At 70.6% G+C, this 26,461-nt stretch carries 19 protein-coding genes, 5 tRNA genes, 1 other RNA gene and 1 pseudogene; 14 read left to right on the forward strand and 12 right to left on the reverse strand.

Annotated features, from left to right (window positions below; all coding sequences use genetic code 11):
• Positions 1 to 87 precede the first annotated feature (87 nt).
• The 4 genes from QEZ54_RS25080 to QEZ54_RS25095 all read left to right on the forward strand — a co-directional run bounded on the left by QEZ54_RS25080 (position 88) and on the right by QEZ54_RS25095 (position 3,888).
• Positions 88 to 582, forward strand: coding sequence for a hypothetical protein (locus QEZ54_RS25080; protein WP_217399474.1), 495 nt, complete (start codon positions 88 to 90; stop codon positions 580 to 582).
• 418 nt (positions 583 to 1,000) lie between these two features.
• Entirely contained in the window at positions 1,001 to 1,681 is a 681-nt protein-coding gene (locus QEZ54_RS25085) for a response regulator transcription factor (protein WP_281307158.1), read from the forward strand.
• Positions 1,674 to 3,092: a HAMP domain-containing sensor histidine kinase gene (locus tag QEZ54_RS25090; RefSeq protein WP_281307159.1), complete on the forward strand. Its 1,419-nt coding sequence runs from the start codon at positions 1,674 to 1,676 to the stop codon at positions 3,090 to 3,092. Before QEZ54_RS25085 ends, QEZ54_RS25090 begins: the two co-directional genes overlap by 8 nt.
• Before the next feature lie 97 nt (positions 3,093 to 3,189).
• Positions 3,190 to 3,888 carry a glycosyltransferase family 2 protein gene (locus QEZ54_RS25095; RefSeq protein WP_281307160.1) on the forward strand — a complete coding sequence of 233 codons (699 nt, stop codon included), beginning with the start codon at positions 3,190 to 3,192 and terminating at the stop codon, positions 3,886 to 3,888.
• 2 nt (positions 3,889 to 3,890) lie between these two features.
• Here the strand turns inward: QEZ54_RS25095 and QEZ54_RS25100 are convergent, their stop codons facing one another.
• Positions 3,891 to 4,817 (reverse strand): NAD(P)H-quinone oxidoreductase, encoded by a 927-nt coding sequence (locus QEZ54_RS25100; protein ID WP_281307161.1) that lies wholly within the window; start codon positions 4,815 to 4,817, stop codon positions 3,891 to 3,893.
• A 211-nt stretch (positions 4,818 to 5,028) separates the two neighbouring features.
• Here QEZ54_RS25100 and QEZ54_RS25105 point away from each other — a divergent pair.
• Positions 5,029 to 5,115 (forward strand) — tRNA-Ser (locus QEZ54_RS25105).
• Positions 5,116 to 5,330: 215 nt separating this feature from the next.
• Here the strand turns inward: QEZ54_RS25105 and QEZ54_RS25110 are convergent.
• Together QEZ54_RS25110 and QEZ54_RS25115 are read right to left on the reverse strand one after the other, a co-directional pair.
• On the reverse strand, positions 5,331 to 6,437 hold the full coding sequence (locus tag QEZ54_RS25110; protein WP_281307162.1) for a hypothetical protein: 1,107 nt from the start codon (positions 6,435 to 6,437) through the stop codon (positions 5,331 to 5,333).
• An 88-nt stretch (positions 6,438 to 6,525) separates the two neighbouring features.
• A complete protein-coding gene (locus QEZ54_RS25115; protein WP_281307163.1) occupies positions 6,526 to 7,191 on the reverse strand; it encodes an IucA/IucC family C-terminal-domain containing protein in 666 nt (221 codons plus the stop codon).
• 429 nt (positions 7,192 to 7,620) lie between these two features.
• On the opposite strand from QEZ54_RS25115, the pseudogene QEZ54_RS25120 reads away from it, so the two are divergent.
• Positions 7,621 to 8,556, forward strand: a pseudogene (locus tag QEZ54_RS25120) (helix-turn-helix transcriptional regulator); the annotation flags it as partial.
• Between the two features lie 69 nt (positions 8,557 to 8,625).
• Here the strand turns inward: QEZ54_RS25120 and QEZ54_RS25125 are convergent.
• Positions 8,626 to 9,738 carry a globin domain-containing protein gene (locus QEZ54_RS25125; protein WP_281307164.1) on the reverse strand — a complete coding sequence of 371 codons (1,113 nt, stop codon included), beginning with the start codon at positions 9,736 to 9,738 and terminating at the stop codon, positions 8,626 to 8,628.
• Between the two features lie 62 nt (positions 9,739 to 9,800).
• Between QEZ54_RS25125 and QEZ54_RS25130 the strand changes: the two genes are divergently transcribed.
• Entirely contained in the window at positions 9,801 to 10,598 is a 798-nt protein-coding gene (locus QEZ54_RS25130; RefSeq protein ID WP_281307165.1) for a CPBP family intramembrane glutamic endopeptidase, read from the forward strand.
• 58 nt (positions 10,599 to 10,656) lie between these two features.
• Here QEZ54_RS25130 and QEZ54_RS25135 read toward each other — a convergent pair whose 3' ends face one another.
• Together QEZ54_RS25135 and QEZ54_RS25140 are read right to left on the reverse strand one after the other, a co-directional pair.
• Positions 10,657 to 12,984 carry a carboxypeptidase regulatory-like domain-containing protein gene (locus QEZ54_RS25135; protein ID WP_281307166.1) on the reverse strand — a complete coding sequence of 776 codons (2,328 nt, stop codon included), beginning with the start codon at positions 12,982 to 12,984 and terminating at the stop codon, positions 10,657 to 10,659.
• 194 nt (positions 12,985 to 13,178) lie between these two features.
• Positions 13,179 to 15,497, reverse strand: coding sequence for a carboxypeptidase-like regulatory domain-containing protein (locus QEZ54_RS25140; protein WP_281307167.1), 2,319 nt, complete (start codon positions 15,495 to 15,497; stop codon positions 13,179 to 13,181).
• Between the two features lie 354 nt (positions 15,498 to 15,851).
• Here QEZ54_RS25140 and QEZ54_RS25145 point away from each other — a divergent pair.
• The 3 genes from QEZ54_RS25145 (at position 15,852) to QEZ54_RS25155 (ending at position 20,700) form a co-directional block, all read left to right on the forward strand.
• Positions 15,852 to 15,942, forward strand: a tRNA-Ser gene (locus tag QEZ54_RS25145).
• Between the two features lie 56 nt (positions 15,943 to 15,998).
• Positions 15,999 to 16,074: transfer RNA gene (locus tag QEZ54_RS25150), tRNA-Arg, on the forward strand.
• An 834-nt stretch (positions 16,075 to 16,908) separates the two neighbouring features.
• Positions 16,909 to 20,700: a S8 family serine peptidase gene (locus QEZ54_RS25155; protein WP_281307168.1), complete on the forward strand. Its 3,792-nt coding sequence runs from the start codon at positions 16,909 to 16,911 to the stop codon at positions 20,698 to 20,700.
• 158 nt (positions 20,701 to 20,858) lie between these two features.
• On the opposite strand, the gene QEZ54_RS25160 is transcribed toward QEZ54_RS25155, so the two are convergent.
• Positions 20,859 to 21,086, reverse strand: a complete 228-nt coding sequence (locus QEZ54_RS25160; protein WP_217399499.1) for a winged helix-turn-helix domain-containing protein — start codon at positions 21,084 to 21,086, stop codon at positions 20,859 to 20,861.
• Between the two features lie 569 nt (positions 21,087 to 21,655).
• On the opposite strand from QEZ54_RS25160, the gene QEZ54_RS25165 reads away from it, so the two are divergent.
• Positions 21,656 to 22,279, forward strand: a complete 624-nt coding sequence (locus QEZ54_RS25165) for a DUF6230 family protein (protein ID WP_281307169.1) — start codon at positions 21,656 to 21,658, stop codon at positions 22,277 to 22,279.
• Between the two features lie 73 nt (positions 22,280 to 22,352).
• Positions 22,353 to 23,729, forward strand: coding sequence for a DUF6114 domain-containing protein (locus tag QEZ54_RS25170; protein ID WP_281307170.1), 1,377 nt, complete (start codon positions 22,353 to 22,355; stop codon positions 23,727 to 23,729).
• 61 nt (positions 23,730 to 23,790) lie between these two features.
• Here QEZ54_RS25170 and deoD read toward each other — a convergent pair whose 3' ends face one another.
• From deoD to QEZ54_RS25195, 5 genes are all read right to left on the reverse strand, one after another.
• A complete protein-coding gene (gene deoD / locus QEZ54_RS25175) occupies positions 23,791 to 24,498 on the reverse strand; it encodes a purine-nucleoside phosphorylase (RefSeq protein WP_281307171.1) in 708 nt (235 codons plus the stop codon).
• 67 nt (positions 24,499 to 24,565) lie between these two features.
• Positions 24,566 to 24,655, reverse strand: a tRNA-Ser gene (locus QEZ54_RS25180).
• Positions 24,656 to 24,677: 22 nt separating this feature from the next.
• Positions 24,678 to 25,220: a hypothetical protein gene (locus tag QEZ54_RS25185; RefSeq protein ID WP_281307172.1), complete on the reverse strand. Its 543-nt coding sequence runs from the start codon at positions 25,218 to 25,220 to the stop codon at positions 24,678 to 24,680.
• A 335-nt stretch (positions 25,221 to 25,555) separates the two neighbouring features.
• Positions 25,556 to 25,732, reverse strand: coding sequence for a hypothetical protein (locus tag QEZ54_RS25190; protein ID WP_281307173.1), 177 nt, complete (start codon positions 25,730 to 25,732; stop codon positions 25,556 to 25,558).
• Positions 25,733 to 25,796: 64 nt separating this feature from the next.
• A tRNA-Ser gene (locus QEZ54_RS25195) sits at positions 25,797 to 25,884 on the reverse strand.
• A gap of 58 nt (positions 25,885 to 25,942) precedes the next feature.
• Here QEZ54_RS25195 and ffs point away from each other — a divergent pair.
• An RNA gene (gene ffs, locus QEZ54_RS25200) (signal recognition particle sRNA small type) lies at positions 25,943 to 26,038 on the forward strand.
• 85 nt (positions 26,039 to 26,123) lie between these two features.
• On the forward strand, positions 26,124 to 26,450 hold the full coding sequence (locus QEZ54_RS25205) for a YbaB/EbfC family nucleoid-associated protein (RefSeq protein WP_281307174.1): 327 nt from the start codon (positions 26,124 to 26,126) through the stop codon (positions 26,448 to 26,450).
• The last annotated feature ends 11 nt before the right edge of the window (positions 26,451 to 26,461 follow it).

Here is a 26,461-nt window from a genome sequence, read left to right on the forward strand (position 1 = left end):
TGCCGCACAACGTGTGCGATCGGTGTCAATAGGGCCTCCCATGAGTGACTCGCGTGACGCTTGTCACGCGGCATCGTTGGTCCTTACATGGACGTCTTCTCGCGTACGTTCCTCCCCGCCACCGGCGAGGCCGGCATCCCCATGGCCACGGTCAGCCGGCACATGCCGATCTTCCGCCGCTGCATCGAGGCGGGCGACGCCACCGTGCTCGTCGCCCGCGCGCTGCGCCCCGAGCGGCCGCTGGGCCGCGAATACCTGCTGCTGCTGACGTACCGCCGCCTGGTCATCACCCAGGAGAGCCGCATCCTGCGGCGCCTCCGGCTGCACCTCAACACCGACCTGCGGCACCTGGCGAACGTCACCTGGCACCCGGACCCGCGCCTGTCGGCCATCGAGTTCGCGGCCACGGCCGTCGACGGCATCCGCGAGCGGTTCTGGATCCACGCGGGCCACCCCAAGCAGGTATGGCACCTCGACGCCCTGTTCAGCCACGTCTTCAAGCCGAAGCTGATCGCCCAGCGCGCCGCCTCCCCGGACGCCACCCCCTACCGCTCCTTCGCCGACCACCTCGTCGGCGCCTGACGGACCGGCGACGCCTCAGCGCGCGGCAGGTCCGCCGTCCGGGGCGCTCGCGGCCGGCAGGTCCGCCGTTCACCGCGTTCGCGGTCGGCAAGATCGGCGTCCGAGGTCGGAGGGTGCGGTCCTCGGCCGCTTTTCGACCGCGCGCTGCGATCAACCGGGGTGGCCCCCGGCCGTGGCCGGAGCGGGCGCCAGGCCATTTCGAACGGTGATCGTGGGTTGCGGTCGAGACGCGGGTTCGACGTAGGTGTTCTGACCGCAGACGGTGATCACCCGCCCCGCGCCTTCGCTGCGCTCCGTGCCCCGCGCTCCGTGCTCCGTGCTCCGCGCAGCGCAGAGCCGGACCGGGGGTGGCCGGAACGGGCGCGTAGCTTGACCGAGGCCTTACCTGGTTCGTACACGGGTCGGACATGATGGCGGCGTGACTGAGAAAGGTCTGGTCCTCGTCGTCGAGGACGAGCGGCCGATCGCCGACCTGATCCGGCTCTACCTGCAGCGCGACGGCTACGGCGTGCAGGTGGAGGAGGACGGCGCGGCGGGGCTGGCGGCGGCGCGTCGGCTGCGGCCGGTCGCGTGCGTGCTCGACATCGCGCTGCCCGGTCTGGACGGCACCGAGATCTGCCGCAGGCTGCGGGCCGAGGACAGCTGGGTCCCGATCATCTTCCTCACCGCCCGCGACGACGAGGTCGACCGCATCGTCGGCCTGGAGTTGGGCGCCGACGACTACCTGACCAAGCCGTTCAGCCCGCGCGAGCTGGTGGCCCGGCTCAAGGCGGTGCTGCGCCGCTCCGGCGGCGGGCCCGAGCCCGACCGCAGCCGTACCGTCGGGGCGGTGCGGCTCGACCCGGCCCGGCGCGAGGTGACCGTCGACGGCCGGTCGGTCCACCTGACCAGCACCGAGTTCGACCTGCTGGCCCATCTGATGAGCCGGCCGGGGCGGGTCTACACCCGCGACGAGCTGCTCAGCACCGTGTGGGGGTACGCCGCGCACGGCGGCACCCGCACCGTCGACGTGCACGTCGCGCAGGTCCGCGCCAAGCTGGGCGAGTCCGCGGGCATCCTGCGTACGGTCCGGGGCGTGGGGTACACCGCCGATGCCTGACCGCCGCGCCGACCTGACCGTGCCGATCCGGGTGCTGGCCGCCCCGCCGAAGCCGGTCCAGAGCACCACCACGCTGACCACCCGCGCGGTCGCCGCCGGGCTGCTCGTCGCCCTGATCTCCGTCCTGGTCACGGCCCTGGTGGCCGTGCCGCTGGCCGCCAAGGCCGCCGAGCGGGCCGCGCGGGAGGGCCTGGCGGCCCAGACCGACGTGGTGGCGCTGATCCTGAAGAACCGCCGTACCGCCGCGTCCGACGAGAAGCTGATGCAGCAGCTGCGCAAGCTCGACGGCGACACGACCGGCTTCCTGATCACCGGCGGGCGACCCGATCGCGACGGCCTGCCCGACCGGGTGGTGCGGCAGATCGCCGCGGGGCAGCCGGTGAGCGAGCGGCTGGCGCTGGTCGACGGCGGCCTGGCGGTGATCGAGGGCCGGCCGCTGGGCGGCGGGGACGGCGTCGTGCTGGCCCGCCCGGCCGGGACTGGCCTGGCCCGGCAGGTGCTGCGCAACCTGTGGCTGCCGCTGCTGGCGGGCCTCGGGGCGGGCGTGCTCGCGGGCGTACTGCTGGGGCGGCGGCTGGCCCGCCCGATCCGCAACGCGGCCACCGCCGCGGCCCGGCTCAGCGCCGGCGACCGCGCCGTCCGGCTCCAGACCGAACCGCCGCTGGAGGTGGAGCACCTCGCGCAGTCGATCAACGAGCTGGCCGAGGCGCTGGCCACCAGCGAGGGCCGCCAGCGCGAGTTCCTGCTCTCCATCTCGCACGAACTGCGCACCCCGCTGACCACCATCCGCGGGTACGCCGAGGCGCTGGCCGACGGTGTCGTCGACGCCACGGCCGCGCCGGGCATCGGGCAGACCATGCTCGCCGAGGCCGAACGGCTGGACCGGCTCGTCGCCGACCTGCTGTCGCTGGCCCGCCTCGACGCCGCCGACTTCCCCATCGAGCCGACCGACGTGGAGCTGGGGTCGCTGGTCCGCTCGGCCGAGCGCGCGTTCGCCCCCCGGGTGGCCGCCGCGGGCGTGCTGCTGGACGCCGATGTGCCGCCGCACGAGGTGTGGACGCGCACCGATCCGGTCCGGCTGCGCCAGATCATCGACGGCCTGGTCGAGAACGCGCTGCGGGTGGTACCCCAGGATCGCCCGATCGTGCTCGCGGTGCGCGAGGAGGCCGGGCACGCGGCGGTCGAGGTCCGCGACGGGGGTCCAGGGCTCAGCGACGACGACCTGGCGGTGGCGTTCCAGCGCGGTGCGCTCTTCCAGCGCTACCAGGGGGTACGGCAGACCGGCACCGGCCTGGGCCTGGCGCTGGTGGCCGGGCTCGCCCGGCGGCTGGGCGGCACGGTCGAGGCGGGGCACGCCGCCGAGGGCGGGGCCAGGTTCACGGTCCGACTTCCCCGCAGCGTGGTTCGGTAGGCGTATCGAACCACGCTGACCTCGCCCGATGTGCGTCGCCGCAGCCGAAAGGCTAGACTCGGCGCGTTCCAGCCACAGTACGCAGCGGAGAGCCCTCGTGAAGCTATCCATCCTCATGCCGGTCTACAACGAAGAGGCCCGGCTTGGTGAGGCGCTCAAGCAGGCGCTGGCGGTCGACTACCCGTGCGAGACGGAGCTGGTCGTCGTCAACGACGGCAGCAAGGACGCCACCGCCGAGATCCTCGACGGCTGGGACGACTCGCGGCTGCGTGCGATCCACCACGCGAAGAACGCGGGCAAGGGCGCCGCGATCCGCACCGCGGTCGAGTCGGCGACGGGTGACTACATGGTCATCCTCGACGCCGACCTGGAGTACGACCCCAAGGACATCCCGAAGCTGCTCGGCCCGGTCCTCGACGGCCGCGCCAAGGTGGTCTACGGCAACCGCACCTTCGGCGGCCACGCCGCGTTCTCGTTCTGGTACGTGATGGGCAACAAGGGTGTGACCCTGTTCGCCAACGTGCTGTTCAACTCGTACATCGGCGACCTGGAGACCTGCTTCAAGCTCATGCCGCTGGAGCTGTACCGGTCGCTGAACATCAAGTCCAAGGGCTTCGGCATGGAGGCCGAGGCCACGGGCAAGCTGCTCCGCCGCAAGATCCGGCCGTACGAGGTGCCGATCAGCTACAACGCGCGGACCCGCGAAGAGGGCAAGAAGATCACCGCGATGGACGGCGTCGAGGCGCTGCTCATCCTCATGCGTGAGCGCATCCGCCCCATCCCGAAGCAGCGCTGACCTCAACCGACCTTCAGCAGCACCTTTCCGACGTGCTCGCTGGCCGCCACGAGCCGGTGTGCCGTGGCGGCCTCGGCCAGCGGCAGCACCCGGTCGACCACCGGCCGGATCGCACCCGACTCGAGCAGCGGCCACACGTCCCGGCGTACGCCCGCGACGATCTCGGCCTTCTCCGCCGCCGGACGTGACCGCAGCGCCGTCGCGGCCACCGTGGCCCGCTTGGCCAGCAGCGCACCCAGGTCCAGCTCCGCGCGGGTGCCGCCCTGCAGTCCGATCACGACCAGCCGACCGCCCCGGGCCAGCGCCTGCACGTTGCGGCCCAGGTACGACGCGCCCATGATGTCCAGCACCACGTCGGCGTCCACCCCGGTGAAGTCGTCCGTCGTGTAGTCGAGGCACTCGTCGGCGCCCAGCTCCCGCAGCCGGTCGTGCTTCGCCGCGCGGGCCGTGGCCACCACCCTGGCCCCCAGCGCCTTGGCGTACTGCACCGCGAACGTGCCCACCCCGCTGCCGCCGCCGTGGATCAGCACCGTCTCGCCGGAGCGCAGGCCCGCGACCTGGGTCAGGTTCGACCAGACCGTGCACGCCACCTCCGGCAGCCCCGCCGCCGTCACCACGTCGACCCCGGCCGGGACCGGCAGCACCTGCGCCTCGGGGACGGCCACGAGCTCGGCGTACCCGCCGCCGCTGAGCAGGGCGCACACCTCCGCGTCCGGCTGCCACGATCCGGCGCCGCGCAGCACCGTGCCCGAGCACTCCAGGCCCGGCCAGGCGGGCGCGTCCTTGGGCGGCGGGTAGTAGCCTCCGACCTGCAGCAGGTCGGCCCGGTTGACGGCGGTGGCGGCCACCCGCACCAGCACCTCGTCCTCGCCCGGAGCCGGGTCCGGCACCTCGGCGGGGACCAGCTCGCCCTTGGCCGGATTCGTCATCGCACGCACCCGATCATCTTCCGCCCTCACCCGCCCACCGCGCCGCCGCGTGGGACACGCGCCGCGGGTTGCCAGCAGTTTCGGGGAAAGTGCTGGAATCTTGGCCACGATTCGCGCAGTTTCCCCGAAACTGTCGGCCGCCACACCTGGCGGGGTATCTGCGTGTACGTCAGGGTGCGGCTCTGGCACACTGGTCGCTGGCAATCTGCCAGGAGGGTTCGCCTAGTGGCCGATGGCGGCGGTCTTGAAAACCGCTAAGGCAGCGATGTCTTCGTGGGTTCGAATCCCACACCCTCCGCCGACAGGCAGTGACGATGCGGCAGGGCCTGCCCGAGCGGATCTCGGGCAGGCCCTGCCTCGTCCAACGGCGAGACTCGCGTCGGGGGCGGGTGCGAGCATCGCCGGCTGCTTCTTCCAGCCGGTCCTGCTCGCCGGTCCCGGCTACGGCGACACGCCCGCCCAGGCGGTAGCACGCCTGGCAGCCGGAGGACTACCAGGCTACTGAGCGGTCCATCAAGTAGTGCGGCGCCGCCGCAGCACCAGTACCGTGCCGACCGCCGCCGCCGCGAGCCCGGCGGCCGCCCAGACCGGCACCGGCACCCCGGCCGGGTCCTCCGGTTCGCTGAACGCGACGTCCGACGGGCTGGTGGCCGGAGTCCGCGCCTCGGACGGCGTCGACGCGTCGGCCGAGGCCGCGGGGTCCGACGGCTGCGCCGTGCCGACGGGCGCCGCGGGCGATGCTCCGCCGGTCGGGCTGGTGCTGCCGGTGGTGCCCGTGCCGGTGCCGCCGGTGGACCCGGTGCCGCCGGTCGAGGCGACGGGCAGCTTCAGGCTGCGGGAGTTGTTGCTCGGGTCGGGGTCGGTGCTGGTGCCGCTGATGCTCAGGCCGAGGTTGAGGCGGAGCTCGGTGGCCGCGCCGTGCAGGTTCAGGATCCAGGTCTTGAAGTCTCCGGCCGCCAGGGTGCGCTTGCAGGTCAGCGTCCCGCCGCTGCGGTCGCAGGCCCACTCGGTCGCGAGCACCTTGGTCGAGCCGAGACCGGTGAACGTGACGGTCGCGTTGGTGGCCTCCGGTCCGGCGTTGACGAAGCTGACCCGGTAGTACGACCGGATGCCGCCGTCGTACTGCACGGACGGGTTCTCCACCCGGAACGCGGTCACCTGGAGATCGGCGACCAGCGGGTTGCCGCCGGGAGACACCCAGATGACCGCATTGGAGCGCCGCTCGACGCCGTCGATGGTCTGGTAGAGGTACAGCGAATGGACCTCTTCCTGGTTGCCGGTGAGGGAGGGGTAGCGGTAGTGCACCACCACCGCGGTATCCGCCTGGGTCGCGTCACCGCAGGTCCAGGTGTGGTCGGTCTCCGTCTCGGCGCAGTTGCGGGTGCCGCCGCCGGGCAGGTCCAGGTGGATGGAGCCGATCAGCCTGCCGAGCGTGTCCGGCACCACGATCGAGACGTCGGTGCCCGGCTGGCTCATGGGCAGCCGCTGGGTGGTGTCGATAGCGGGCGCCGGGTTGATCCGGAAGTCGGGGTACCTGTCGGCGGCCTGCGCGGGGGTCGTGGCGAGCGCGGTGGTGAGCAGCGCGACCGCGAACAGGGCGGCGCTGGGTCTGCGTGGCATGGAGGTCCTCGGCGGCAGTTGGATCTTCAGCGATCCAGGCTCGCACGGTGGTGATGCTGTGCGTATCGGCCGATCCGCTCGCGCTCGGTCAGCGCAGGCAGCAGCCGCCGCAGACCTTGGGCTGCGGCAGGGTGAACGCGAGGCAGCAGGTGCGCCGCTGCACGGCGGGCTCGCCGGTGGGGCTGGGGACGAGGTCGACCAGGTCGTCGAGGCCGAGCGCGCTGAGGACCGTACCGGCTGCTTCGGTGGTGGAGCCGGGCACGTCCGGTCCGCCGCGGACCAGCGCGTACGCGATGCCGGAGGCGACCGAGCCGAGCAGGGTGCGCCGCCCGACCTTCACGTGTTCGCGGATGCGCTCGGACACCGGGTCGAGGTGGTGGTCGAGCAGGCTGGTGCGCAGCGTCTTGAGCAGCAGCGACTCGTCACCGACGACGGTCACGCCCGGGTGCGGCGCGTGTGCCAGCGGGTCGTCGGGCAGCACGGCCAGCTGCACGCCGCGCAGGCCGACCTGCACCAGGGCCTCGCCTGGCTCGCCGCTGAAGCGCACCAGCACGTTGTCGGCGGAGACCAGCGGCACGCGCCGGGCCACGGCCCAGCTGAGCACGGCGGGCATGGCGACCCAGTAGCTGTAGGACTTCCACGAAAGAGTGGCAGCGGCGTGCGGTGCGGCGCCCCAGCGGCGGTGCGCGGTGGCGAACAGCGCGGGCAGGCCGGCTCCGCCGGTGAGCGCGCTGGCAGGCGTCCAACCAGGCATGCCGCCGACGGTGAGCGGATCGGGCAGTCCGTGGACCGCTTCGTCACCGAGACGGTTGCGGATGGCGCGGAGCGTGACGGTCAGTGGCCGTAGGGCGTCGGTAAGGTCATACGGCGTGAGCGTGCGCACCCGTTCCTCACCGGCCCCTTCCTGCACTTAGTCACGGTCACTGATAACCCGGCAACTGTACCCTGCTAAGGCTAGGCTAACCAGACCCATGCCAGTTTACGTCATTTCATTTACGGTGTGTGACGTCTGGCATAGTTCGGTCGGCTGACAGGCCGACTGGCCGCTTGGCGAGCTGTCAAGGCTTTTGTCGCGTAATCAGCACTTCTCGTTAGTTGATCCTCAGGCCGCGAAGAATGAGGATTCACGACGGACCGAGGAGGGGGCGAGGTGTGGCATGACCGAGCGCACCGTGGTCGGGTCATGAGCGTTTCGCCGGTGGAGCGTGCCGTGGAGGCCTTCGCGACCGAGCTGAGCCGGTGGCGCATCGACCGGGGCATGACCAAGAAGCAGCTCGCCAGCCGAATGGGCTTCGATCCCTCGTACATCAGCCACATCGAGGGCCGAAGACACAGGCCCACCGAGGACTTCGCGCGCCGGGCCGAGGCGGTGCTCAACGCCGGCGGCGCGATCTGGCGCCGCTTCCAGGAGTACGAGGAGGCCCGGCAGGCCCGCGGCCCGTCCACGCTGCTCACCCGGGAGCCGACCGTCCCCACCCAGTGGCTGCCCCCGGGCACCGGCCTGGTGGTGGAGCTGGAGGAGGCGCAGCTCACCTACGACGAGGGCGCGTACCAGGTCGTCGTTCGCCGGGCCCTCTACAACGCGGGCAACGAGCCGGTCACCCGCTACCTGATCCGGGTGGCCGTCGACCGGTACCCGGGCCAGCCGCAGCGCTCCAACGCCCACCACCGCACCCACCCGCTCTCCCTCGACGAGCTGGGCCTGGTCGCCTTCTGCGGCGACCCGGGCGTGGCCGAGCCGATGGTGTGGCGGGCCAAGCAGGACCGGGACGCGTTCAAGGAGATCTGGCTGCTGTTCGAGAACGCCGACGGCCGCTTCCCGCTCTACCCGGGCGAGCGGACCACGGTGGAGTACCGCTACCGCGTGGACGAGCTCAAGTGGGGCAGCTGGTTCGAGCGGGCGGTCCGGCTGCCCACCCGGCGGCTGGTGGTGCAGATGCGCTTCCCGACCGGGCTCGACCCGCAGGTGTGGGGGGTGGAGACGTCGATGGCCGCCGAGGAGGCGCCGTTGCGCACCCCGATCGTGCGGGAGCAGGAGGGGGACCGGGCGGTGTTCACCTGGCGCACCGAGGACCCGTCCCTGAACGCGCGTTTCCAGTTGCAGTGGCGCTTCCGGGCGGTCGCCTCGGCGCCACCGGCCCTGGTGCCCTGAGCCGGCACGGCGCCGCGGCCGCAGCGGCCGCGGCGCTCAGACGTCGCTGAACGCGTCGTACCGTACCCGGGTCTGCGGCACCTGCAGCTGCGTCAGCGTCCGCAGCGTGCCGCGGACCATGTTCGGCGAGCCGCAGACGAAGAAGTCGTGCTCCAGCCACGGCCCGAACCGCGACAGCGCGTCGGAGACGCTGCCCTCCTCGCCGCCCCAGCCGGGATCGTCGCTGCACACCGGCACCAGCGACAGCCACGGGTACGCCGCCGCGAGCTGCCGCAGCGACTCCAGGTCGTACAGGTCGTCGCGGTCGCGGGCGCCGAAGAAGACGTGCACCCAGCGGGTGCGGTTGAACGTGGTCAGCTCCTCCAGCAGCGCCTTGATCGGCGACAGGCCGGTGCCGCCCGCGACGAAGACGATGTCGCGGGTGGACCGGCGGTCCAGCACCATCGTGCCCATCGGCGAGGCCAGCCGAAGGATGTCGCCGACCCTGGTACGGCGCACCAGCGCCCCCGACACCCAGCCCGCGCCCAGCGCCCGCACGTGGAAGTCCATCGTCCCGTCGGTGCGCGGCGCGTTGGCCACCGAGTACGTCCGCCACACCCGGGGGTGGTGCTGCGGGCACTCCACCGACAGGTACTGCCCGGCGCGGTACTCCAGCTGCTGCAGCGGCCGCACCGAGAACACGGCGATGTCGCGGCTGCGCCGCTCGTGCGCCACCACCTCGGCGTGCCACCAGGCCGGGTTGCTGTCGGCGGCGGCCCCGGCCAGCATCTTGCGGGCGATCACGTCGTACGCGTCGCGCCAGGCCTGCTCGTACTCGTAGGTCCACCCGTCGCGGGCGAAGGTGCGCAGCGACTCCAGCAGGGCGGCGCCGATCACCTCGTACTGCTCCGCCTGCACCTGGAACTTGCGGTGGTCGCGGCCCAGCGAGCGCAGGTACTCGTCGAAGCGGTCCGGGTCGTCGACGGTCTGCACCGCGCTCACGATGGCGCCGAGCAGCCGCGCCCGCTGCACGTCCATCGTCACCGGGAACATCTCCCGGATGTTCGGGTGATTGAGGAAGATCCGAGCGTAGAAGTAGCCGGCCAGTTTGTCCTGCTGCTCCTCGACGAGAGTCCAGCTCTCTTTCAACAGCCGCTGAAGGTCGCTCACGTTCGAACGATGTCAACTCGGCGCGTTCGGCCATCGCACAGACTGTGCGACCCTGTTGTGTCATGGCTGCTGAAGAGCTCGACTGGACAAGCCCCCGTCCCACCCGCACCATGCTGGGCCACGAGGTGCTGCTGCTGCTCGGCGTCTCGCTCGGCTACTCCGCCATACGATCCGTGCTCTCGCTCATCGACAAACTTACCGTCAACGTTCCGCTGAACCAGCAGGCGGCCGAGCTGAACACGGCCGTGACGCCGGACCGGCCCTGGCTGGATCTGACCATCCAGCTGACCCGGATAGCGTTCGGCGTGGTGCCCGCCCTGTTCGCGATCCACCTGCTCAACCGGGGGCCCGGCCTGGGCGGCAGGCTCGGCGCGCCGGAGATCCTCGGGTACGCCCGCCGCCGGCCCGGTTTCGACCTGGGCGGCGGTGCCCTGCTCGCCGCGGCGATCGGCATCCCGGGACTCGGGCTCTACCTGGCGGCCAAGGCGCTCGGGTTCAACGCCACCGTGGTCGCGTCCGGGCTCGGCGAGGTGTGGTGGGCCGTGCCGGTGCTGGTCCTGGCCGCGGTGCAGAACGCCGTGCTGGAGGAGGTGGTCGTGGTCGGCTACCTGCTGACCCGCCTGCGCCAGCTCGGCTGGAGCACCTGGACGGCGATCGCCACCAGCGCGGTGCTGCGCGGGTCGTACCACCTCTACCAGGGGTTCGGGGCGTTCGTCGGGAACGCGATCATGGGCGTGGTGTTCGCGCTGGTGTATCTGCGGTGGCGCCGGATCGGCCCGCTGATCGTCGCGCACACGCTGCTCGACATCGTGTCCTTCGTCGGGTACGCCCTGCTGGCCGACCATTTGAAGTGGCTGTAGCCCGGATACGCGGAACGGGGCGGTGCCTGTCGCACCGCCCCGCTCCACTGTCAGCCCGTCAGCTGTACGGGTAGACGATGACCTTCTCGCCGGTGGTCGGGATGGACACCGACTTGGCGGTGCTGAAACTCGTCCCGCCGTACCAGCCCTGGCTGGGTTCGCCGCCCTCCAGGTGCAGCCGGACCGTACCGCCGCCCATGACGCGGTACACGGCCTGGCCGCCCGCCTGCGGCACCCAGACCCGCCCGACCAGGTCGCCGTTGCTGGTGTAGGCCGCGGCGAAGAGGCCGGCGGGCGATCCGGTGGCGGTCACCTTCAGCACCGTGCCGAGCTGCAGCTGCTGGTCGAAGGCGGTGGTCTGCCCGGCCGTCACCGGCACCAGCGTGGCGCTCTGCCGCTTGTACGCCGCCCCGCTCCACTGCCAGGCGTGCGTGCTGGTGACGAAGTCCAGCGGCCACGAGTACGGCCCCAGGAAGTCGATCGTGTACCGGCCCTGGGCGTCGATGTCCACGCTGCCCCGGCTGACGTCGCCGACGATGGGCGCGGAGACCGCGACGTGCCCGCTGGTCACCGGATTGCCGTCGGCGCCGGTGACGGTACCGGTGACGGTGCCCTTGCGGTCCAGGTAGATCTTGTGGATGTACTTCGCCTGGCCCGCAGTCACGGTCACGTCCCGGGCCTGGGCCTGGTCACCGGTTCCGCCGGTCAGGCCGACCCACTGCGCGCCGTAGGGCGAGCCCTCGCCGGGCAGCACGAAGATCTGGTACGTGCCGGCCGTGACGGTGTTCAGCGTGACCAGCCCGTCCGGGCCGCTCTCGGCCCCGCAGCCCTCGGACAGGTGGAACTTGACCCGGGTCTGGGTGGACATGCACACGCCCGCCACCGGCGCCCCGGTCGCCGCGTCGACGACCTTCGCCTGGATCGAGGCGTACGGCACCAGGCTGACCTCGAAATCGGTCTGTCCGGGCAGCACGTTCACCGGTCCGGCGTTCTCCTGCGTCAGGTAGCCCTCGGCGTAGAGGTTCAGCCGCCAGTAGCCGACCGGCAGGTCGGACAGCACGGCGGCGCCGTTCTGCTCGTCGGCTGAGAAAGCACCGGCCTGGACCGAGAAGCCCGGGACCGGCGCGCCGGTGACCGAGTCCTTCGCGGTCACCCGGATGCTGCCGGTGGCCAGCTTGGTGTCGTTCACGACCAGGTTCTGGCCCGCCACGACCGTGACCGGGTCCGCGTCGGCGGCCGCGGTCCTGCCGTACGCGTACTGGCTGACCGTGTGTGCCCAGTCGTAGAAGTACACCGTGTACTCGCCGGCCAGCATGGGGTTGGTCTCCCAGTAGCCGTCGGTGTCGGAGTCGGCCTCGTACTGGCCGCCGTAGGCGTCGGTGAACTGCGCGTAGACGTTCGCGATGCCGTTGCCGGCCGAGTCGGTGAACCGGCCGCTCGCCGTGCCCGTGGGCAGCAGCGTCTCGTTAACGGTGATCACATCGGTGCCGGTGATGGTGAAGACCTGGCCCTGCGACTCCACCCGCTTGCCGGGCACGAACTGGTTGATCTCGTTGCCCTCCGCGCCGAACGGGATGACCACCCGGTAGGCGCCCGGGAACGAGTCGATCCGGTAGCGGCCGTCCTCGTCGGTGTAGGCGAACCCGCGGTTCCAGCTGCCGTCCGCCGGGCTGAGCTGCACCACCTGGTTCGCCGCGGGAGTGCCGTCGGCGCGCACGAGGCGGCCCGCGATCGCGCCCTGGCCCAGCCGCGTCTCGTTCACGGTGGTGGTCTGGCCCGCCGTCACCTGGTATCGCTGCGCCAGGGCGGGATCGACCTGGCCCGGGGCGTACTGCTGCTGTTCGCGGGTCCAGAAGGAGACCCGGTACTCGCCCGCGAAGGCTTCCAGGCTGAACTCGCCGTCGGCGTCGGTGGTGAGGCTGTAGACGTAGTGGTTATAGGTCAGCGGCTCCACCGAGACCTGCTGATTCGGCAGAGGGTCGCCGGCCGCGTCGGTGAACCGCCCGGCCAGGGTGCCCGCCGGCAGCAGTGCCTCGTCCACGGTGACGGTGCCGCCCGCGGTCACCGTGTACGTGGTCGCGCTGTCGTAGTCGGCGGTCTGGTGGGCGTACTGCTCGGGGTGGCCCGCTCCGCTGAAGCTCACCCGGTAGTCCATGCCCGCGGGCAGGTCGGTGATCGTGTAGCGGCCGTCCGGGCCGGTCAGGGCCGAGCCCCAGCCCCAGCCCTGGGCGTTGACCAGGATGCCGGATACAGGCTGGCCGTCCGCGGTGACCTGGCCCTTGATCGTGCCGGTGTCGTCGGCGTGTGCCGGAGTCGTCGCGCCGACGGCGGCGACGGTGACGGCGAGCAGCGTCGTGGCGACCCGGCGCAGAGTGTGGCTGCGCATGCGTCCTTCGGTTGTGAGAGGTGGACAAGCACGCACAGAGGTCTGATGTTCAGTTCGAGAAGACCCCCGTGGTCGCGGACACCATAGCGGTCCGGGGCGACCCGGCGCGGCCCCGTTTCGGCCCCCTGGCACGGAAACGGGGGCGGTGCGTGGCGCACCGCCCCCGAATCACCCGGTCAGCTGGATCAGCCGGATCAGCTGTACGGGTAGACCACGACCTTCTCACCCGTGGTCGGGATCGACACCGGCTTGGCGGTGGTGAAGTCCGTGCCGCCGTACCAGCCCTGGTCGGACCAGCCGTTCTCGTAGTGCAGCCGGACCTGGCCGCCGCCCAGCACCCGGAACGACACCTGGGCACCGGACTGCGGCTCTGCCGTGAACCCGACCAGGTCGCCGTTGCTGCTGGTGTAGGCCGCGACGACGCCGCCGCCCGGAGATCCGGTGACGGTCACCTTCAGCAGGGTGCCCAGCTGCAGCTGCTGGTCGAACGTGGCGCTCTGCCCGGCCGTGACCGGGATCAGCGTCGCGCTCTGCCGCCGGTACGCCGCGCCGCTCCACTGCCAGGCGTGCGTGGTGGTCCGGAAGAACAGCGGCCACGAGTACGGACCCAGGAAGTCCAGCGTGTACCGCCCCTGGGCGTCGATGTTGGCGCCGCCCTGGCTGCTCTCCCACGTGACCGGGGCGACCACGGAGACCTTTCCACTGGTCACCGGGTTGCCGTCGGCGCCGGTGACGGTGCCGGTGACGGTGCCCTTGGGATCCATGTAGATCTTGTGGATGTCCTTGGCCTGGCCGGGGGTGACGGTGACGTCCCGGGCCTGGGCCTGGTCACCGGTGCCGCCGCTGAGACCGACCCACTGCGCACCGTAGGCCGAGCCGGACTCGGGCAGCGCGAAGATCTGGTAGGTGCCGGCCGAGACGTAGTCCAGCACGACCTCGCCGTCGGCGCCGCTCTGGGCCGGGCAGCCGAGCAGCCGGAACTGGGTGCGCGTCTGCGTGAACAGGCAGACGCCCGCCACCGGCGCGCCCGTCGCGGCATCCACCACCTTCGCCCGGATCGACGCGAACGGCACCAGCGTTACCTCGAGCGTCGCCTGCTGCCCGGCGGTGATCGTCACCGGACCGGCCTTGAGCACCTCATACCCGTCGGCGTGGACGCTCGGATACCAGGTGCCGACGGGCAGGTCGGGCAGCACGGCGGCGCCGTTCTCCGCGTCGGCGGAGGCGCTGCCGGCCCACACCGCGAAATCGGTGACGGGTGCGCCGGTGACCGAGTCGCGGGCGGTGACCCGCAGGCCGGAGGTCGACAGTCGGGTGTCGTCGACGACGAGGTTCTGCCCGGCCACCACGGTGAAGCGGGTTGCGTCCGCAAAGTCGACCTTGCCGTACGCGTACTGGTCGACGGACTCCCGGTCCCAGAAGCGGACGACGAACTGGCCCGGCAGCACTGTGCCGATCTGCCAGGTGCCGTCGGCGCGCGTGCGGGTCGAGTAGTAGCTGCCGTTGACGTCGTCGAGCGTCACGCCGATGCCGGCCAGGCCGTTGCCTGCGGCGTCGGTGAACCGCCCGCTGGCCGAACCCGTGGCCAGCATCGTCGCGTTCACCGTGGTCGTGCTGCCCGCGGCCACCGCGAACACCTGCGCCTCGGATTCCAGCATCGTGCCAGGCACGTACTGGTTGAGCTCGAACGCGCTGGTGATCTCAATGGCGATCTTGTAGCTGCCGGGCAGGGCGTCGATCCGGTACTGCCCGTCGGCGTCGGTGTAACCGAAGGCGCCCGGCCCCCCGCTCGTGGAGAGCAGGTTCACGGCGGCATCCGGGTACGGCGTGCCGTCCGCCTGGACGACGCGGCCCGCGACCGCGCTCTGCAGCATCGCGGTGGCGTTGACGGTGACCGTCTGATCGATTCCCACCGGGTAGACCTGCGCCTGCGACCAGCTGGTCGTCGCGGGGGCCCACTGCCGCTGGGTGCCGAGCTGGAAAGCGACCTTGAAGTTGCCGGTCGGAACGGCGATGGAGTAGTAGCCGTCGGCGTCCGTGGTGCCGCTGTACGCCCAGGCTTCAGGATCCGACCAGGCGGAGACGCTGATGCCGGCCAGACCGCTGCCCGCCGCGTCGGTGAACCGCCCCGCGACGGTGCCCGTGTCGATGAGGGTGTCGTTCACCGTGGTGGTGCTGCCCGCGGTCACGCTGAACGAGGTCTCGTTCTCGGGGATGGCGCTGTGGTACGCGTACTGGACCGGCCCTCCCTGCGGGGTGAAGGAGACCGAGTAGCCGTCGCCCGCGGGCAGGCCGCTGATCTCGTAGCGACCGTCCGAGCCGGTCTGGGCCGAACCGAAGCCCGGGCCGACGATGTGCACGTTGGCGTTGGCGACGGGTTGGCCGTCATCGGTGAGCTGTCCGGAGATCGTGCCGGTGCCGGGATCGGCGTGCGCCGGCGTGACCAGTCCCATGGCGGCGACGGTCACGGCGAGCAGCGTCATCCCGGCGCGGCGCAGGTAGTTTGCGCGCATGCGTCCTTCTGGGGTGAGAGGGGATGCGGAGCACACACGGGAGTTCGACCCCCGTGATCGCAGACACCGTAACGGCGCGGTACGACCTCGCGCTGACCCGTTTCCCCGCGACCCGGATCCGTACCAGGGGGAAAGATCGCAGTGGGCATGATCACATCAAGCGGTGCGGGGTCGTGTCGGCACCGGGCGGATCTGGGCGTACACGCCCCGCCGCGGAAGCGGCACGGAGGGTCGGGTACGCACCGGCGGACATCCACCGGCGCGCGACACGATTAGTCGCTTTGCTCAACCCGGTGGGCGCACGGTATCCTCGTGCGTCGGTGGTCGAACAGGGAGACCTGTGAGTCCACCACTGGAGGCTTCGCCTAGTTCGGTCTATGGCGCCGCACTGCTAATGCGGTTGGGGTCTTAAAGCCCCTCCCGGGTTCGAATCCCGGAGCCTCCGCGCGGGACCACGTTCGCGGTCGGAAATCCGGCCGTGTATGCTGATCCAGCAAGCAAGCGCCCGTAGCTCAACGGATAGAGCATCTGACTACGGATCAGAAGGTTAGGGGTTCGAGTCCCTTCGGGCGCACCAGCAGGCCAAGGGCCGGTTTCCACTCAGTGGAGACCGGCCCTTGATCGTTGGCACCCGGTCGACCCGTCTCGCCCCGTTCCGCCAGGCCAGGCCACCACGTCTCGTTCCCGCGCCGGTCGCGCCATGGTCGCGCCGCGCCGCCCCCTTTCATAAACGCTGGCCTATCCAGTCGAAGATGATCTTCGCGAATTCCATGTCATAGGCCAGCGTTTATGGAAGGCGGCGGGTGGTCGGCGTCTCTGGTCACTTTCGTGGCTGGTGGCGTGCCGGGAAGCGCGGATGCCGACCGGAAACGACGTTCTTCCGGTGCTAGGCCTCGCTTGATCGCTGGTTTGGGTCGTTTCAAGCCGCTGAACTGCATCTCGCGACCTCAAGCGGCGATCACGGAGGCTCTGACCTAGCCGTTCGCCGCCGTCCAGTGGGTCAGGTGCCGCACGGGGCGAAAAGCGGGCGGGCACGTAGGCCGGTCGTCTGCGAGAAGGCCCAGCTTGTGGCCGTCGTAGCGCTGCACCTGCCGCAGGGAGGACCAGGTGGTCGAGCTCGGGTGGCCGACTCTTCGCCCCTTGCCCGACCGCTCCGGTGGTTCGCGGTGCGGTGCGCTGCGGAGGTGGTGCGAACTGGACCGGTTGCGGCCGCCGCCCGCCTGTTCGGCCGATTTCTGGCCGGTCGAGGGTTTGGAATGCTTCGAACGCCAACTTTCTCGATCATGGGGGTTCCGTGCTGCTCCGCCGACCGGCGGTCGCGGCGTGCGCGTTGGCTGTCCTGAGTTCGCTGACCATTCCGGTTTCAGCCTCAGCCGCGCCATCCGACGACCACATCAAGACCAGCGTCAAAATGAACCGTCCCGAGCGCTCCCACAATGCCAAGGGGCGCGACTACAACCCGGACACCCTGCTGGTGCGGTTCAAGCCCGATGCCGCGGCCGCCGCCAAGGACAAGGCGTTGTCCGCGCGCGGTATGCGCTCCGCGGGCGCCGTGGCCGGGACCGGCTACGTCCGGGTGAGCGCCAAGGGCGCCGCCGCCAAGCTGCTCCGCGAACTGCAGGCCGACCCGGCCGTCGCGAGCGTCTCGCTGGACTACCGCCGCAAGATGGCCGTCGTCCCGAATGATTCCTGGTATGCCACTGACCAGGGCTACCTGAACACGATCCGGCTTCCTCAGGCGTGGGACCGCACCAAGGGTTCCACCAGCCAGGTGATCGCCGTGCTCGACACCGGCGTCAACGGCACGCACCAGGACCTCACCGGTCGGGTGCTGGCCGGCTACGACGCGATCGCGAACACGCCGATCGCCGCCGGCACCAACTCCGACGACAACGGCCACGGCTCCGAGGTCGCCGGTATCGCGGCAGCAAACACCGGCAACGGGATCGGCGTGGCCGGTGCCGCGTGGACCGCCCAGATCCTGCCGGTCAAGGTGCTGGACTCCGAGGGCTACGGCTACGACTCCGACATCGCCGAGGGCGTCATCTGGGCCGCCGACCACGGTGCCAAGGTCATCAACATGTCGCTGGGCGGCGTGGACGACGACCCGGTCCTGCACGACGCCGTCACGTACGCCACCGACAAGGGCGCGGTCGTCGTCGTGGCGGCCGGCAACGACGGGAACTTCACGCCGCAGTACCCGGCGGCCTACCCGGAGGTGCTCGCGGTCGGCGCGACCGACGCCGCCGGCAAGCTGACCGATTTCAGCAGCCTGGGTGACTGGGTGGACGTCGCGGCCCCCGGGTTCGACATGATCTCGACCGGAAACGACGGCAACTACTGGTACGGCATGGCGGGCACGTCGTTCGCGGCGCCGCTCGTCTCGGGCGTGGCGGCGCTGGTCCGGACGGTCAACCCGTCGATGACGCCGGCGCAGGTCATCGCCAAGATCAAGACGACTGCCCGCGACGCCGGTCCGCACGGCCTCGACCCCTACTACGGCAACGGCATCGTGGACGCCTTCTACGCCGTCGGCGGGACCGCGACCACGGACTTCGCGCAGGCCGCCCTGGGCACGAACGAGTCCAACGACGTGCCCGCGCGGGCCACCGCGTTCGCCAGTTCGGTCACCGGCACCATCGCGGTCGAGGGCGACGTCGACTGGTACCGCTGGGAGAACACCGACCGCAAGCCGGTCCAGTTCCGCCTGGCACCGCCCGCCTACAACGGGAGCATCGGGCAGAACATGGACGCGGTGCTGACCGTGTACGACCAGAACCTGCAGCGGATCGGGCAGGCCGACAGCGCCGACGCGACGGCCACGGAGCAGCTGGACATCACGCTCCCGGCCGGGACGTACTACGTGGCCGTGCGCAACTACAACGGTGCTGTGGACAGCCGCCCGTACACCCTCTCGGTGACCCCCGGCCTGCAGGCGATGTTCCAGCCGTACCAGACCATCACCACCGGATCGGTCCCGGAGAACGTCGTCATCGGCGACGTGACAGGTGACGGCCGCAACGACATCGTGCTCGTCATGGGTTACCTGAACGACCCTGCCAACGATTACAAGCTGGTCGTCTACCCCCAGGGGGCCTACGGCCGGCTCATGGCTCCCGTCAAGTACACGACGCAGATCCAGTACAACGACCAGGCCGGAATCGCCCTGCTCGACGCGGACGGCGACACACGACTCGACGTCGCCATCGCCACCTCGCGCGGCGTGCAGATCTTCCGGCAGTCCGCGGCGGGCGCGCTGACCGACGCCGGTCTGATCCCGAACACCCTCGGCGCGCAGTTGATCGCGGCGGCCGACATGGACGCCGACGGCGACACCGATCTGGTGGTCAGCAGCGCCACGGTCACCGCGGTCGGCACCAAGCTGCTGACCCGAGAGGCGAACGGCTCCTTCACGCCCTCGACCGTGTCCGCGGACTTCATCGACGAGGTGGAGCTCGGCGACGTCGACGGCGATGCCCGCCCCGACGTGGTCGGCTTCAACAGCGGCCGGGACGGCTCGGCCTCAGTGGTGCGGGTCTACCACGCCAGCAGCGGCTGGAACCGGACCGAGCACGGCGTCGCGCAGGTCTCCACCAGCGTCAGCGGCATCGAGGTCGCGGACGTGTCCGGTGACGGCCGTGCGGACGTGGTGGCCACCACCGGTGCCGGGCGGCTCGCCGTCTTCCGGCAGAACACCTCGGGCGGCCTCGACGCGCCCGTGTTCTACCTGACTTACAACAGCCCCAAGCCGGTCGAGGCCGGCGACCTGAACGGCGACTCGCGCGCCGACGTCGTCCTCGGGCACGACGGGTGGATGGAAGTGAGCGCGTTCACGCAGGAGGCCAACGGCACGCTCGCCGCGGCGGGCGATTTCAGCCTTCCGTACGCGGCGTACACCGTTCAGGGCGTCGCGGTCGGCGATGTCAACCGCGACGGTGCGCTGGATGTAGCCGTCGCCAACGGCGGGTCGGGCCTCGTGGTGATGCGCGGCGGCAACCCCGCGACGCCGATTCCGGTCGGCGAGCCGGCCTTCGTACGGTCGGTCACGCCGTCGGACTTCGGCACCGGCGTGGGCCGGGCCCTCGCGCCGTCGGTGGTGTTCGCCCGTCCCGTGGACGCGGCCTCGGTGACCGCGTCGACGGTCCGGCTGGTCGACGGCAGGACCGGCGCGAACGTGGCGGGCACGGTGTTCTGGGACGCCGCGACCCGGACCGCGAAGGTGACCCCTGCGGCCGTCCTGTCCGCGACCGCTCCATACCGGATCGTGGTGAACGGGGTACGCGACCAGGACGGGGTCACGCAGACCGAGCAGTTCTCGACCACGTTCCGCACCGGCGAGTCGGAGCTGAGCGGGCTGGCCGACTTCCGGGCGACCGGGGCCTCCGCCACGTCGATCAAGCTGTCCTGGACGCTGCCTGATCTCGCCAACGTGGACCAGGTGGTCGTGCGGATGGCGACGGGCAACACCGCGCCGGCCTCGCCCACCGCGGGCACGTCGGCGTACGCGGGCACCGCTGCCAGTGCCACGGTGACCGTCACCGCAGCCACCACGTACAGCTTCCAGGCGTGGGTGCGGGACCGGTCGGGCAAGTACAGCGCCGGCGTGACCGCCCGGATCGTTCCGACGAAGCTGACGGTGTCGAGCAATTCCACGGCGCTGACCTACGGCGGCACGGTGTCGGTCACCGGGCGGCTGACCCGCGCCGACCTGAACGCGGCGATCGTCAACTCGCCGGTCCAGCTGCTGGGCCGGGCGAAGGGCACGACCGCCTGGGTGGCGCTGGGCACGGTGTACACCAGCACCACCGGCGACCTGGCCTTCAGCCACAAGCCGACCGCCGGCATGGACTACCAGTGGATCTACCGCGATTCGACGGTGTACGGCTACTCGAGCAGCCCGCTGCGCACGGTCACCGTGCGTACGGCGGTGACGGTGAAGCTGTCGAAGACGTCCTTCGCACTGGGCGGCTCGTTCACCGTCACCGGCACCGTCGCGCCGAGCCACTACGGCAAGACGATCTACCTGCAGCAGCTGGTCAGTGGGGTGTGGAAGAACGTGAAGACCACGACGATCTACTCGGCGGGGTACACGTTCACGGTCAAGCCGACGGCGCGGGGCACGTTCAGCTACCGCGTCTACATGCCGGCTGACACCGATCACGCGGCCACCTACACCGGGTCGTACCCGGTGAAGGTGACCTGATTCCAGACGGACAGAGGGCCCCTGCCGTTCGCGGCAGGGGCCCTCTGTCCGTCTGGGGTGCGCATCAGCGGTGACTGCGCCCCGTGTCGTGCCGGCTCGATGGGCACACAAAAGCGCCCGTCCGCGCGAGCGCGGCACGGGTGCTCGGTCACCGCAGGTCAGTCGTCCTTGCGGTTGGGGTCCTTGACGAAGACTCCGTCTCCCTGGCGCCCCTCGATCAGGTTCTCCGCCTTGAGCACCAGCATGGCGCCGCGCACGGAGCCGTAGCTGATCTGGTACTCCTCGCGAAGCTGGCTGATGGACGGCAGCTTGTCTCCGGGCTTCAGCTCTCCCGAGCGAATCCTCTCGCGGATGGCGTTCGCCAGCCGCTCGTACTTGGCGGTCATACGGTCATCTCCCATGGCTCGCCCCAGTAGTAGATCACCGTCACTTGTCCCGAATCAACTTCTTCCTTAGAACGGTCTAGACATAGTCGACTAGGCCGTTTAGGGTGATGATGGTCTCAGGCCCGTGGCTCGCACCCCATGGTCCCTGAGACCGAGGGTGTGCCGACTGCAGCCAGTGAGGCGTAGGCGGTACGCCGGGCGCGGCGGGCGCTCCTGTGTGCCGCCGCTCGCCGCGCCCTCCAGGGGATGGCACCCCTGGCCGTTCAGCTGATCACGGCCCTGTCGTTACCAAACCGTTATCCTGCGGTGAACTTCGACCGTCTGTGATGAGCGTCATCGGCGACTCGGACATCTTCGGGCCAAGGCCTCGAGTGCCGTGACGCAGCGTGAGGATTCTTGATCTCGCATGCCACCACGTGTTACCGGTGGGTAGCTAGCCACTTGTGGTCCGCGTCATAAGCCGGAAACATCTTGCCCACCCCCGGGCGCGGTCCGTTGCGCGCGCCCCGGTGCAGACCCACCCCGCCGGCGAGGCGCCGCGGGGCAAATCCCAACGCGAGGAGGTCCCCGTGAAGGACTCGCAAGGCAATCTGGTACTGGGCCGTACCAAATGGCGGCGTTTCGCCGCTGTCGTGGTGCCGGCCACCATCGCCGTCTCGGGCCTCATGGCCGGTGTGGCGCAGGGCGCGGTTCCGGTCACGTTCCACATCTCCGGCCAGACCGCCAAGATCTCGGCCGACCACCTGAGCGCGGACGGCTTCAGCCAGTACGGCGGCGTGCTGGTGGAGAAGAACGGCACCCCGCACGCGGTCGCCATGTCGGCGATCAAGGACGCGAAGCTGACCAACCTCTGCCAGTCGGTCACCACCCCGCTGCCCTTCGGCACGTTCACGCTGTTCATCCGCGCCGGCCGCTCGGCCGGGGCCCCGGTGACCGCGCACAACCTGCTGATCGGCATGGACAGCCTGGCCGGTGACGCCGAGTTCACGAACATCAACATCGGCGCCGACGCGTCCGAGCTGACCGCGGGCGGCCCGGCCGCCGGCACCGCCGGCATGTTCGGCCAGGAGGCCGACAAGGCGGAGATCGACAACGTCAAGCAGGTCGCCCGCAGCACCCAGGCCGGCACGTTCAACCTGACCGGTCTGTCGCTGACGGTCGAGGCCAACTCGACCGGCTGCTTCCCCGGCTGACCACTGCCGAGCCGTTCTGGCCGGGGGCGTGGCATCATGGCCCACCCCCGGCCATCATCCCTTGGAGGCAACCGTGAACCCGTGGCAAGGGTTTAACGCCTGGCGGCGCAGCCGGCCGTACTGGGGCGGCAAGTTCCTCATCCTGGCCGGCATCGAGATCATCGCCAGCACGAAGATGACCCTGGACGGCGCCACCATCAGTGTCGGAGTCACCGGTCTGCAGGCCCTGCTGATCCCGTTCATCCTCGTGATCGCAGGACTGCTCGCCTGGTTCTCCCCGGCGCAGCGGATGTTCTACGGCCTGATCGGCGTGTTCGTCGCGATCTACTCGCTGATCGCGATCAACCTGGGCGGCTGGTTCGTCGGCACCATCCTCGGCATCGTCGGCGGCGGCCTCGTCTTCGCCTGGAATCCCGCGTCGGACAAGGGCGACCGGGCCGAGCGCGGCGACGAGCCCGACTCCACCGACGGCGGTGACTCCACCGACGTGGACGACCTGCTCGACGGCCCGATGACCGACACCCTGCCGCCGGCGGTCAACCCGCTGCGCGACGGCGTGCCGACCCAGCGGCAGCCGTACGAGCAGGAGGCTCCGGACAGCGAGCGCCGCAGTGGACCGCGCCACGCGGCGATGGGCATCGTCGTGGCGACCCTGGCCGCGTCGATGCTGGCCGTGGTCGCGGCACAGCAGCCGGCCCGCGCCGCCGAGTGCGGCACGGTCGCGGCAGCCGACGGCCCGGTCCGTACCGCGGTGGGCGGCCTGCTCACCACGGTCGGGCAGCTGCTGGGGGCGGCGGCCAGCCCGTCGCCCTCGGCGAGCCCCACCCCCTGCCCGACCGAATCCCCCGAACCGTCGCCGTCGCCCTCGGCCGAGGACCCGAAGCCGTCGGCGTCCGCGTCGCCGAAGCCGTCCGCGTCGCCGGAGCCCACCGCTTCGCCGACGGCCAAGCCGTCTCCGGACGACTCGGAGCCCGCGCCCACCTCGCCGTCGCCCTCGCCGTCCCCGACGGCCAAGCGGCTGCAGGCGGCCAAGGGCCAGCCGCTCGTGGCGGAGCGGGCCTCGCTGCTGACCGGCAGCCGCGTCACCATGTACAACCTGGTGTTCGACGGGATCGTGCAGCTGCCCACCCGGTCGGGCACGGTCGAGGTCCTGCAGTTCTCCATGAGCCAGTCCGACACCGCGGACTTCAAGCTCCACGTGTACGGCAAGAACGGCGCCGACCAGGAGCTGACCACCCCGAAGCTGACGGTGAAGGGCGACACCGTGAAGTTCTACACGAGCAGGTTCCGCGGGAACCTGCTCGGCCTCATCCCGGTCGACTACAGCCCGACGTCGCTGCCGCCGAACATCCCGCTCCCGCTGGTGTTCTTCACCGACCCGGTGATCGACCTGGTCTTCGTCGACTCGCCGGTGCTGACCGCACCCGACCTCAAGGTCACCACGCTGTAGCCGCAGGGCGGGTCCGAGGGCGCTCTCTCCGTACGGAGGGGGCGCCCTCTGCCGTTGCGGCTCAGGCGATGGCGGTGTCCAGGGCGATCTCGACCATCTGGGAGAAGGTCTGCTCCCGCTCCTGGGCGGTCGTGGCCTCGCCCCGCTTGATGTGGTCGCTGACCGTGAGGATGGTCAGCGCGCGGGCGTCGTAGCGGGCCGCGATCGTGTACAGCGCCGCCGACTCCATCTCGACCGCCAGCACGCCGTAGTCGGCCAGCGTGTCGTACAGGTCGGGCCGGTCGGTGTAGAAGGCGTCGGCGGCCAGGATCGGACCGACCCGCATTGTGATGCCGCGCCGCTCGGCCACCTCGACCGCGGTGCGCAGCAGGCCGAAGTCGGCCACCGGGGCGTAGTCGATCAGCCCGTCGAAGCGCATCCGGTTCATGTTCGAGTCGGTGCTGGACCCGATGGCGGCCACCACGTCCCGCAGGTTCAGCGACTCGGCCAGGGCCCCGCACGACCCCACCCGGATCAGCGTCTTCACGCCGTAGTCGTTGATCAGTTCGTGGGCGTAGATGGAGGCCGAGGGCATGCCCATGCCGGAGCCCTGCACCGACACCCGCACCCCCTGGTACGTGCCGGTGAAGCCGAACATGTTGCGCACCGTCGAGTAGCAGTTCGCGTTCTCGAGGTAGTTGTCCGCGATCCATTTGGCCCGCAGCGGGTCGCCGGGCATGAGGACCCGCTCCGCGATCTCACCGGGCTTGGCGCCGATATGCGTACTCATGGGCTGATCTTCCCATGCAGCAGAAAACGCCCGCCGGTTCCTCGGTGGAAACCAACGGGCGTTCTCGTGGCGGTGGCGGCGGGATTTGAACCCGCGGAGGGGTTACCCCCTCACACGCTTTCGAGGCGTGCTCCTTAGGCCACTCGGACACACCACCGCCGCAGACAATACACGATGTCTCAGCAGGCGCCGAAACCGGTGTTGAACAGCTGCCGCAGCGAGTCGCCGTAGCCCGCGATCGCCTTCTGCACCGTGGTGCCGTCGTGCAGGAACAGGTAGCCGCGGTCGCCCTGGACGACCAGCAGGCCGTCGAACTGGTAGCTGCCGGCGGGGGCGGTCAGCCGCTGCGCCTGCGGGTACGCGCCGCGCACCTCGGCGACGGTGCTGCCGGTGTGCACGCCCTCGGGCGTACGCAGCGGGCTGTCGAACCAGACCAGCGCCAGCCGGTCGTCCGGGCCGAACACCAGGCTGCCCTCGGGCATGCCGGTCGCCTGGGAGCTGCAGCCCGCGCGGGACTTGTCCAGCCGCGAGTCCAGGTCGCCGCGGGTGGCGCCGAAGCGCATGCCGCGCACGCCCTGGAGGTCGACGATGTCGGGGCCCTGGGCCACGGAGGCGACGACGCTGCCGCGCTCGGGGGTGGTGTGCGTCGCGTTGGTGGCCTGGGCGGCGCAGGCGGCCCCGCCCAGCATCATGACGGTCGCGAGAGCGAAGGATCCGCGCATGGCTGTCCCCTTACCAGAAACTACGGCCTGTGAGGTGACTCTCACCGGGGGTGAGGTCGTGTCGGCAATCCTACGACTACCTTGCGTGACCGCAACCTCACCGTGAGGTTTTCTCGGAGGTGACTCGCTCATGTTTATCCAGTTTACGGAGGTTTTATGCCGCCGAAACCGCCCGAAACGCCACCATTCAAGGAGGAAAACTCCCCTCGAAAAATCTTGAGAAGAGGTCGGAGGCTGCAGTTTCGCGGAAACTGTGCGAAGGGTGTCCACGATTCGTGCACTTTCCCCGAAACTGCACGCGTCCCCGTGGCCGCGCCGAGGGTGGCGGGGACGCGTCAGGGGCCGGTGGTGACCTGGCCGGGGTCGGGGCGGCAGCCGCAGGTGATCCAGAGGGCGCGGGTGGTGGTGCCGGTGGGGGTGCTGATGAGGCGGTGCTCCACCCGCTTGCCGGCGCCGTAGCAGTCCAGGCAGACGAAGGGCGGCGGCGCCGTGTCGCGCTCCTGCTCGCTCATGCCGCCCACGCTAGGCGCACCCCGCAGACGAGTCGAGCCCCGGTCCGCGGACCGGGGCTCGAGCTGGCGGAGGATACGAGATTCGAACTCGTGAGGGTTTTATCCCAACACGCTTTCCAAGCGTGCGCCCTAGGCCTCTAGGCGAATCCTCCGTGGAAGAGAATACATACCGGGGTCGTGCCACGCACGACCGACCCAGCGGGTAGCATGACAGAGCCCCCGTGCGGCGGCACCCTGTGAACCTCCCCAGGGCCGGAAGGCAGCAAGGATAAGCAGGCAATACCGGGTGCACGGGGGCCCTTTCACGTCCGGGCCCGGTCGTGGCCGGCCTGTCGGCGGTGCGGTCTAGGCTGTCGGAGTCGGCATTGGCGGCGATCCAGAGGAGCACAGCATGCGCCCGGGTGGTGGACGGCAGCAGCCCAACATGAAGCAGCTGATGGGCCTGCAGCGGCAGCTTCAGCAGGCGCAGGCGGCGCTGGCCGAGGCCGAGGTCACCGGCACCGCGGGTGGCGGCCTGGTCACCGTGACGGCCAGCGGCACCGGCGAGTTCCGCCGGGTCTCGATCGACCCGAAGGCCGTCGACCCCGAGGACGTCGAGACTCTCGAGGACCTGGTGCTCGCGGCGATCACGAACGCCGCCGACGAGGTCCGCAAGATCACTGAGCAGAAGATGGGTCCGCTCTCCGCCGGTCTCGGCGGCATGGGCCTCCCCTTCTAGGCCCGGCCCGC

The sequence above is a fragment of the Catellatospora sp. KI3 genome, assembly GCF_029948125.1.
Taxonomy (GTDB): Bacteria; Actinomycetota; Actinomycetes; order Mycobacteriales; family Micromonosporaceae; genus Catellatospora.